Below are 8,307 nucleotides of genomic sequence, written 5' to 3' on the forward strand. Positions count from 1 at the left end.
GAACTAAGGCCGTCTGAAACATAGCCAAACCTTTCAGACGGCCTTAATCAATCAGCGAGGAGGGCCGCCGCCCATCATCGCGCGTTCACTGCTCTTATTCTTTTCATCTGCGCTCATTTCAGAAACGATCACTTTTTCGCCTTCTTTCAAGCCGCTTTTGATTTCGGTATTCATGCTGTCTTTCAAGCCGACGGTTACTTCGCGTTCTACCGCTTTATTGTCTACGCCCAAAATGCTGACATAGGATTTGCCGTTATGCTTTTTCACGGTCAGTGTCGGTACCAGTAAAACATTTTTTACGCCGTTGATTTCGATCGTATTTTGAGTGGTCATGCCGATAGAAAGTTTGCCTTCGGGATTCGGCACCAGGGCGCGGGCATAGTAGTAAATCGCATTGGAAGTCGTGTCCGTGCTGCTGGTGTAGCTGCCCAAAGACATGGTGGTCAGGCCGGGGTCGACGCTGTCTAATTTCGCTTTAATCGGCGTGTCCGGTTCGGACAAAATGGTGAACGAAATATCCTGACCGGCTTTGACTTTCGTGATGTCGCCCTCTGCAATCTGCATTTTGTTTAACATGGTTTCCAGATTGGCCAGCTGGATAATGGTCGGCGTAGATTGCGCCGCATTGACGGATTGGCCTTCTTCAACAGGAATGGCGACCACGGTACCGTCCATGGTGGCGGTAATCCGCGTGTGGCCCAGTTCAGATTCAGCCGTATTAATCGAGATTTTTGATTGTTTGATGGAGGCTTTCAGTTCGGCGACATTCGCTTTGGCTGCAGCTAAAGAGTCTTGTGCAGATTCCAAATTTTCTTTGGAAGTTGCCTGTTCTTTCCATAAGGCAAGTTCGCGTTTATATTTTTTCTCTGCACTGGAAAGCGCGATTTCGGCAGAAACCAATTTTGCCTGATAGGTTTCCAGTTTGGATTTTTCGGTATTTAAGGTATTGATCTGATTGGTTGAGTCGATTTCCGCAATCAGATCGCCTTTTTTCACTTGTTGGCCCAGTTTCACATACAGTTTTTTAATCTGACCTGAAGCTTCCGCTCCTACGGATACTAAATTGGAAGGTGAGATTTCTCCGGTTGCCGATACGGTTTGACGGATATCGCCGCGTTTGACCACTTCCGTAATAAAAGAAGACTGAGGCTCAGGCTTCATCAAAGACCAGCCGCCGAAAGCCGCTGCTACTACAACAGCCGTACCGGCCGCCCACTTGAAAACTTTAGACATATAAAAGGAACCAATTCAATAAAATAACGTTGCAGACAAGCAATAAATGTATGTTGGAGACAAAAAAACAACTGGATTTTACTGTAAAGACCAAGGCCAACCAAGAGATGGTTAGCTTAAATTGAAGTTTAACTTATTGAAATAAAAAATAAAGGGCTGGAAACATTTTTCAGAACTTGCACCTCATTTACATAAATTCCCAAACTCCCTCCGAATCTGAACATTTAAGCCGCAAGAAAACTACTATAATATCCACGTCTTATTCTAATTATTTACGACATAAATACAATGAAACTCCAACAAGGCTTTACGCTTATCGAGCTGCTGATAGTCGTTTTGATTGCAGCCATTCTTGCTACCATCGCATATCCGTCTTATCAAAACTACATCCGCCAAACGCGTCTCGCATCCGTCCGCACACAGATGCTGCATAACGCCCAACAGCTCGAACGCTATTACACTCAAAAAAGTACATTTAAGAAATTTCCTCCTGAAACCTTACAGCAGAATCAATATTTCAATATTAGTTTTTCCGAAGGTACGGCTTCTATGCCTAATCCTTCCGATTCAGGTTATATTTTGAAGGCTGTACCCAATAAAGAAACCAATGCCGATGAAACTTGTACTGTTTATTACAACGACAGCGGTATCATTTGGGCAAACAGCGATAAACAAAACTGCCCCGGTTATGAAACGCTCCCAGATGAGAAATAAACAAAGGCCGTCTGAATTTTAGATGGCCTTTTTGATGGCTTGGCTGTATAAGCAGATGAGCCTAAACAGGGCAAAGATTGGTAATCTCAACCCGATGTGAAGCCCAGCTTAGCCTTTGCGGCGTGGTTCGTCAGGGCGGATGCGGGAAGCCAGTTGGTCGAGGATGCCGTTGACGAATTTATGGCCATCGGTGCCGCCGAAAGTTTTGGTGACTTCGATGGCTTCGTTGATGATGACGGGGTATGGGGTTTCAGGCATGGTGCTCAGCTCATGGCAGGCAACCAGCAAAACGGCGCGTTCGATAGGGCTGAGGTCTTTTTCGTCGCGGTCGAGCAGGGGGCTGATTTTTTCCATGTATTCTTCGGCATGGGTTTGTACGCCGAAAAACAGTTTGTTGAACAGCTCTTCATCCATATTGGATGTTTGGGACAGTTCGTGGATGTTTTTGGCGATTTCGGGAGCGGCGGTTTTGTTGATGCCTGCTTGATAAATGGCTTGTACGGCAAGCTCGCGTGCGCGGCGGCGTGGGCTTTTCATGGGTATTCCTTGTGAAGAGAGTGCCGATGGTTGTCGGCTGAATATTGAATGATTCAGACGGCCTCAATGTCATGATTGAGAGGCCGTCTGAAAAGATGCGGTATTCAATACGGGGAGAAGCTTATTCTTCGTCGTCTTCGTATTGTTCTGACAAAAGATGGTTGACCAAGTTGGCACATTCTACGGCAACTTTGGCGGCATCGGAGGCTTTTTCTTCGATACGTGCAACGGCTTGTTCGTCGTTTTCAGTCGTCAGGATGGCGTTGGCGATAGGGATGTTGTAGTCAAGGGCAACGCGGCTGACACCTGCGCCGGACTCATTGGATACCAATTCAAAGTGGTAGGTTTCGCCACGAATGACAACGCCGATGGCAATCAGGGCATCGAATTGTTCGGATGAAGCGAGGTTCATCAGCGCGATAGGCACTTCAAGCGCGCCGGGAACGGTGGCAAGCGTGATGTTGTCTTCGGATACGCCCAATTCTTTTAAGGTGCGGCAGCAAACTTTGACCATTTCGCTGCCGATTTCGTTGGTAAAGCGGGCTTGAACGATGCCGATGCGCAGGTTGGTGCCATCGAGGCGTGGTTCGATAATGTTCATGATGATTCCTTCAATATTTGTGAAATAGGGATTCGGCTTGGTTTCAGACGGCCTTGTTATTAGGGAAGGCCGTCTGAAACGAAATGGGAATGGGTTATTCTTGCGGCTGCCAATCGGCAACGGCTTGGAACTCGCCGTCTTCGTTCAATTCCCACGCGCTGCCTTCCGTCTGAGTCAGCAGGGGCACGATGTCGGGATTGTCTGCGGTAATGGCGGAGAGGCTGACAATGCTGAAATTGTCTGGATTGTCGGTGTATTCGTCGGTTTCGTCGCCGCTGAAAATACGCCAGCCGCTGTCGTTTTCAAATACGGGGGCTTCGCGGTAGAGGAAGCCGACGGGCTCGCCTTGTTCGGCGACGGTGTTGGTAACGATGCAGCGGTCGAGCGCTGCGGCCAATGCTTGGGCAAATTTGTTCATGGAGTTGACAAAGAGATGATTTGGCATGATTTTACACGATTCGCCGCTTTTCCGCACGGATGTGTGCAGGGGCGGTTTGATGGTACAATGTCGGCAAGTGCCGTCAGGTTTGAACATGACGGCTTTTGATTGTTTATCGGCTTGAGGGACGCAAGAAACAATGAGCCAAAATAAAAAAGTTGCCGGTGTAGCCTTTTTATTTTGTTTCACTGCGGATGAGGCGTGCTTTCCGGCTGTTTTTTTGAAAGTATGGAATGAAACCTGATTTGCTCAAACAGCAGGCGCATCGAGCGATTCAAAAGCGTCTGGGCTATGAGTTCCGCAATATGGAGCTGCTCCAGCAGGCTTTGACCCACCGCAGCTATAATGCCAAACACAATGAGCGTTTTGAATTTGTCGGCGATTCGATTTTGAACTATTCAGTGGCGCGGATGTTGTTTGACGCGTTTCCGAAATTGTCGGAAGGCGAGTTGTCGCGGATGCGCGCGGCTTTGGTGAATGAAGGCGTGTTGGCTGAAATCGCGTTGGAAATGAATGTCGGCGACGGTTTGTATTTGGGTGCCGGAGAGTTGAAGAGCGGCGGTTTCAGACGGCCTTCGATTTTGGCGGATGCGATGGAGGCGATGTTTGCGGCGGTCAGCTTTGACGCGGATTTTTCTGCGGCGGAAAAAGTGGTTCGCCATTTGTTTGCGGAACGCGTGAAACGTGCGGATTTGAATATCGGCAAGAAAGACAGTAAAACCGCTTTGCAGGAAGCCTTGCAGGCACGTCGCTTTGCCCTGCCGAAATACCGAATCGAAGAGCAGGCGGAGCAGACGGCTGATGCGATGTTTGTGATTTCCTGCGATTTGGGCGAACTCGGTTTCATCTGCAATGCACGCGGCAGCAGTCGGAAAGTGGCCGAGCAAAAAGCGGCATGTGAAGCCTTAGAGTGGTTGGAACAGAAGTTTCCTTTGAAAAAATCTAAAAAATAATATTTCAGACGGCCTTTGAGAAAACGCAAAGGCCGTCTGAAACAATCAAGAAAGTCATATATAAATGGATATCGAAACCTTTTTACAAAACGAGTCGCAACACCCGACGGATTATCGTTGCGGCTTTGTGGCCATCGTGGGTCGTCCGAATGTCGGCAAATCCACGCTGATGAACCATTTAATTGGTCAGAAAATCAGTATTACCAGTAAAAAAGCACAAACCACGCGCAACCGTGTAACAGGTATTTACACCGACGACACGGCGCAATTTGTGTTTGTCGATACGCCAGGTTTTCAAACCAATCACCGCAATGCCTTGAACGACCGTCTTAATCAAAACGTAACCGAAGCGTTGAGCGGCGTGGACGTGGTGGTTTTTGTGGTGGAAGCCATGCGCTTTACCGATGCCGACCGCGTGGTGTTGAAGCAGTTGCCTAAGCATACGCCTGTGGTATTGGTGGTCAATAAAATCGATAAAGATAAAGCCAAAGACAAATTTGCGCTTGAGGCGTTTATCAATGAAGTGCGCCAAGAGTTTGAATTTACTGCCAGCGAGGCAGTCAGCGCGAAACATGGCCTGCGTATTGCCAATCTGCTGGAATTGCTCAAGCCGTATCTGCCGGAAAGTATCCCGATGTATCCGGAAGATATGGTGACGGATAAATCCAGCCGATTCCTGGCGATGGAAATTGTGCGCGAAAAATTGTTCCGCTATTTGGGTGAAGAGTTGCCCTATGCGATGAATGTTGAAGTGGAGCAGTTTGAGGAAGAGGAAAGCGGACTGTTCCGCATTTATATCGCGGTGTTGGTCGATAAAGACAGCCAAAAGGCGATTTTGATTGGCAAGGGTGGGGAGAAATTGAAGAAAATTTCTACTGAAGCACGCCTTGATATGGAAAAATTGTTTGATACCAAAGTCTTTTTGAAGATTTGGGTGAAAGTAAAATCCGGTTGGGCAGACGATATTCGTTTTCTGCGTGAATTGGGATTGTGATTTAATGTGTTTGAACAAAGGCCGTCTGAAAAATTTTCAGACGGCCTTTTGTTTTGTTTGATTAAGCCAATAATTCAGCCAGGCGTTTGACGATTTCATCTGCTGCTTGGCGTTTGGATGTTTCTGGAAATGAGGTTTCGGCAAGGTCATCAATAATGGTGATTTGATTGGTTGGCTTACCCATGGAAACGGAAACTTGGTTGGCCACCAGCATCGGTACGTTTTTGCGCAAACGTTTTGCCCGTGCAAATTCCAAAACCTGATGGCTTTCTGCAGCAAAGCCGACGCAGAATGGTGGAGAAGGCAAGGCGGCAACGGATGCGAGAATATCCGGATTTTCCGTCAGTTCGATAACCGGGGGCTGATTGCCGTTTTTCTTCAGTTTCTCGTTGCTGCTGTTTTTGACTTTATAGTCTGCAACGGCTGCAACGGAAATAAAGACATCCTGTTCATGGATATGGCGGTGAACTGCCTGATACATGGCTTCTGCGCTGACAGCTTGTTCGGAATGAGTCAAGCCTGCTGGCAAGGCCGTCTGAATTTGACCGTAAATCAGCGTGACTTTCGCTCCGGCAGCACGGCACGCACGCGCTAAAGCCATGCCCATTTGTCCGCTGGAAATATTGGTAATGCCGCGGACAGGATCGATGGCTTCGAACGTTGCGCCGGCTGTGATCAGAACTTTTTTGCCGCTCAGTAGCTTGGGTGTCCATAAATCCTCTAGCAAATCTGCCAGATCGACCGCTTCGACCATTCTGCCTGTACCTGTTTCGCCGCAAGCCTGTTCGCCGCTGTTTGGGTAAAACACGGTAATGCCGTCTGAAACCAGCTGCTCAATATTGCGCAGATTGGCAGGGTTGTTCCACATTTCGACATTCATTGCAGGCGCAACAGCCAAAGGGCATTTCCTGGCTGCTACCAAGTTGGTCAGTAGATTATCAGCCAATCCGTTGGCAATTTTGGCAATTGTATTGGCAGTTGCAGGCGCAATAAGAAATGTGTCAGCTTCACGCGTCAGATTGATGTGCGCCATGCCATTATTGGAAGCGCCTGAATAGGTATCCGATAACACGAGATTGCCGGTTAAAGCTTGGAAAGTCAGCGGGGAGATAAATTTCGTCGCAGAATCTGTCATTACCACTGATACAGAATGTCCTTGCTTTTTCAGTAGTCTGACCAGTTCGCAAGATTTATACGCCGCAATACCGCCGGTAATACCGAGAAGAATGTGTTTGCTCATAAATAATGGGTTCATTAAATGAGATATATAGGAATCAAATTAGATTTGTTCGATGTTGATTCTGGCCAGTTTTGCTTTAATCGCATTGCCATATCTCTTCGGCAAGAACGCTGAAACCGCTCCGTATTTCACTTCAGTCACATAACTGCAGACTTTAAATTCAGGAACAACATTGAGCGAGTAGTCCGGATTGACCAAAGGCGAAGCACTGGAGTACAGCGTCCATCTTGCAAGACTGCCGTCTTCATAATCAGTCGTTGCGTTAAAGCTGGTAACCCCTTCGCTGAAAGCGATTTGATAATTAGAGTAGAACTCGCCGGGAATTTCGTGTGCATTACAGAAATTAAATAATCTGTCATGTGCAAACAGATTCTGACGGATATAGGCCCACAATTCTTTTTCTAGAAAATCTTGGTCGGCAAAATGTCTGGAAGGGTAGCCCTCGTCGACAAAGTTTTGAATTCTTTCCTGTATATCTGGGACTGCACCCGCTTTAGCCCCCCACATACCCGCAAGAATCAGGGCAGTATGCGAGCCTGAGTCGCGAATAGTGTGGAATAGGGTACCACTTTTTATCCATTCGGATACGGCTGCAGCATCACGATAGCAAATAATAGAATCTGCATCACGGAAAATAACGTATTCAACCTCGGGATCATTAATGGCAAGAAAGCGCCACATCGTACCCGGCCAGTTGTCCAACGGTGCGCCAACCCTAATTACTTCTGCTCCGTTATTTCTAAATCGTTGAATAGCTTCAGCCGATACAGAATCGTCGACATAAAAACGACATGTCCAACCGGGGAAAAGTACAGGAGCAAGCTGGGTATTTAAGACGGCAGGCTCAATATATTTGGAATTATTGCCAAATAAAGAAAAGGAGATAATCCGTTTGCCGTTTTTTGGAGCTGGTGTCGGAATGATTTCATGTTCTAGGTCTGGGATGGTTTTATCTTTTAGAACCAAAGCTTGATGACCGTAAAACCCGGTTTTTTCCCAATTATCTAGAGCGCCGTAAGCATGGGCAAGTAAATCCAAAGCAGGAATATAGGTGCTATTCAGCTCTAGCGTTTTCATTTCAGCCTCAATGGCTTTTTCCCATTGCAATTGCTTCAGATAGGCATAAGCAACTTTATGATGAAATTCGACAGATTGGGGATTGAGAAGGCAAAGAATCTCGGCACGTTTTAGCGCTTCCTCGTAATTTTCCTCTTCGATAAAAGAGTGATATGCTTGTTCAAATTTTTGTTGAATCTTTTCGTTACTCATAATAGGGACTATTCTAAATTTATGATTGTTTTATTGGAGAAAGTAGAGATTGTAAGAGTAGATAGGGCTAAAGCGCCAGTAATATAGAGATAAGAATGCTGAATGTGGCAAATTAAGAGCAAAGCCGCAGGACTATTTATCTTAGGATATCTGTTTTATCTATCGAACGATAAAATCCAATAAATTTTAAATTATTTAAATACAGATAGTTGTGAAAAATTTTTAATTTTTTTGAAATTGGGTGTTGACTGGTTTTGTTGGGAGGCGTATAGTTCGGTTCTTCGCTGCTGACGCGGTGAAGAAAACGAAGCAGACAGTATAACACAG

At 46.5% G+C, this 8,307-nt stretch carries 10 protein-coding genes; 3 read left to right on the plus strand and 7 right to left on the minus strand.

Annotated elements, in window-relative coordinates; genetic code table 11:
* Positions 1–51 precede the first annotated feature (51 nt).
* The gene (locus tag ACTHS4_RS05830) at positions 52–1,233 is read right to left on the minus strand and encodes an efflux RND transporter periplasmic adaptor subunit (RefSeq protein WP_070825718.1); all 1,182 of its coding nucleotides are present in this window, start codon (positions 1,231–1,233) and stop codon (positions 52–54) included.
* 288 nt (positions 1,234–1,521) lie between these two features.
* Here ACTHS4_RS05830 and ACTHS4_RS05835 point away from each other — a divergent pair, with 288 nt between their 5' ends.
* A complete protein-coding gene (locus ACTHS4_RS05835) occupies positions 1,522–1,947 on the plus strand; it encodes a type IV pilin protein (protein ID WP_070825719.1) in 426 nt (141 codons plus the stop codon).
* A 108-nt stretch (positions 1,948–2,055) separates the two neighbouring features.
* Here ACTHS4_RS05835 and nusB read toward each other — a convergent pair whose 3' ends face one another.
* From nusB to ACTHS4_RS05850, 3 genes are all read right to left on the minus strand, one after another.
* Entirely contained in the window at positions 2,056–2,484 is a 429-nt protein-coding gene (nusB, locus tag ACTHS4_RS05840; protein WP_070825720.1) for a transcription antitermination factor NusB, read from the minus strand.
* Positions 2,485–2,605: 121 nt separating this feature from the next.
* Positions 2,606–3,085: a 6,7-dimethyl-8-ribityllumazine synthase gene (gene ribH / locus ACTHS4_RS05845; protein WP_036493252.1), complete on the minus strand. Its 480-nt coding sequence runs from the start codon at positions 3,083–3,085 to the stop codon at positions 2,606–2,608.
* A gap of 94 nt (positions 3,086–3,179) precedes the next feature.
* Positions 3,180–3,503, minus strand: coding sequence for a DUF2185 domain-containing protein (locus ACTHS4_RS05850; RefSeq protein WP_070825723.1), 324 nt, complete (start codon positions 3,501–3,503; stop codon positions 3,180–3,182).
* Positions 3,504–3,757: 254 nt separating this feature from the next.
* Between ACTHS4_RS05850 and rnc the strand changes: the two genes are divergently transcribed.
* Together rnc and era are read left to right on the plus strand one after the other, a co-directional pair.
* On the plus strand, positions 3,758–4,477 hold the full coding sequence (rnc, locus tag ACTHS4_RS05855; RefSeq protein WP_003748556.1) for a ribonuclease III: 720 nt from the start codon (positions 3,758–3,760) through the stop codon (positions 4,475–4,477).
* Between the two features lie 64 nt (positions 4,478–4,541).
* Complete coding sequence (era, locus tag ACTHS4_RS05860) at positions 4,542–5,471, plus strand: GTPase Era (protein ID WP_003679342.1); 930 nt, start codon at positions 4,542–4,544, stop codon at positions 5,469–5,471.
* Between the two features lie 61 nt (positions 5,472–5,532).
* On the opposite strand, the gene coaBC is transcribed toward era, so the two are convergent.
* The 3 genes from coaBC to ACTHS4_RS05875 form a co-directional block, all read right to left on the minus strand.
* Complete coding sequence (coaBC, locus tag ACTHS4_RS05865) at positions 5,533–6,711, minus strand: bifunctional phosphopantothenoylcysteine decarboxylase/phosphopantothenate--cysteine ligase CoaBC (protein ID WP_371460286.1); 1,179 nt, start codon at positions 6,709–6,711, stop codon at positions 5,533–5,535.
* Between the two features lie 39 nt (positions 6,712–6,750).
* Positions 6,751–7,980, minus strand: a complete 1,230-nt coding sequence (locus ACTHS4_RS05870; RefSeq protein WP_070825722.1) for a tetratricopeptide repeat protein — start codon at positions 7,978–7,980, stop codon at positions 6,751–6,753.
* 136 nt (positions 7,981–8,116) lie between these two features.
* Positions 8,117–8,307, minus strand: a 191-nt coding sequence (locus ACTHS4_RS05875; protein ID WP_440365588.1) for a hypothetical protein, incomplete at its 5' end; no start/stop codon positions are given.

Origin of the sequence: Neisseria sp. P0014.S009 (assembly GCF_051958155.1) — a bacterium.
In the GTDB taxonomy this organism is placed as follows: domain Bacteria; phylum Pseudomonadota; class Gammaproteobacteria; order Burkholderiales; family Neisseriaceae; genus Neisseria; species Neisseria flavescens_C.